Genomic DNA, 916 nt, shown 5'->3' with positions numbered 1-916 from the left:
GTCGACTGCCCCGGCCACGCCGACTATGTGAAGAACATGATCACCGGTGCCGCGCAGATGGACGGCGCGATCCTGGTCGTGTCGGCCGCCGACGGCCCGATGCCGCAGACCCGCGAGCACATCCTCTTGGCCCGCCAGGTCGGCGTGCCGTCGATCGTGGTGTTCCTGAACAAGGTCGACCAGGTCGACGACGCCGAGCTGCTCGAACTGGTCGAGCTCGAGGTTCGCGAACTCTTGACCAAGAACGAATTCCCCGGCGACGACATTCCGATCGTCAAGGGTTCAGCGCTGGCGGCTCTGGAAGACTCCGACAAGACGATCGGCGAGGACGCGATCCGCGAGCTGATGGCTCAGGTCGACGCCTACATCCCGACGCCGGTCCGACCGCTGGACAAGCCGTTCCTGATGCCGATCGAAGACGTGTTCTCGATCTCGGGCCGCGGCACGGTGGTGACCGGCCGCGTCGAGCGTGGCGTGGTCAAGGTCGGCGAAGAGCTGGAAATCGTCGGCATCCGTCCGACCACCAAGACGACCTGCACGGGCGTCGAGATGTTCCGCAAGCTGCTCGACCAGGGCCAGGCCGGCGACAACATCGGCGCGCTGCTGCGCGGCGTTGATCGTGAAGGCGTCGAGCGCGGCCAGGTCCTGGCCAAGCCGGGCACGGTGAAGCCGCACAAGAAGTTCGTGGCCGAAGCCTACATCCTGACCAAGGATGAAGGTGGCCGTCACACGCCGTTCTTCACCAACTACCGTCCGCAGTTCTACTTCCGCACCACCGACGTGACCGGCATCGTGTCGCTGCCGGAAGGCACCGAGATGGTGATGCCCGGCGACAACATCACGGTCGATGTCGAGCTGATCGTGCCGATCGCCATGGAAGAGAAGCTGCGCTTCGCCATCCGTGAAGGCGGCCGCA

Annotated in this window: 1 protein-coding gene; it reads left to right on the top strand. The window is 65.2% G+C overall.

Annotated elements, in window-relative coordinates; genetic code table 11:
- The coding region (gene tuf, locus DH08_RS30160; RefSeq protein ID WP_192182900.1) for an elongation factor Tu at positions 1 to 916 on the top strand (916 nt) is incomplete at both ends.

Origin of the sequence: Mesorhizobium amorphae, assembly GCF_014843845.1 — a bacterium.
In the GTDB taxonomy this organism is placed as follows: domain Bacteria; phylum Pseudomonadota; class Alphaproteobacteria; order Rhizobiales; family Rhizobiaceae; genus Mesorhizobium; species Mesorhizobium amorphae_A.
The sequence above is the reverse complement of the archived record's forward strand: the minus strand, read 5'-3'. Positions and strand labels throughout refer to the sequence as shown.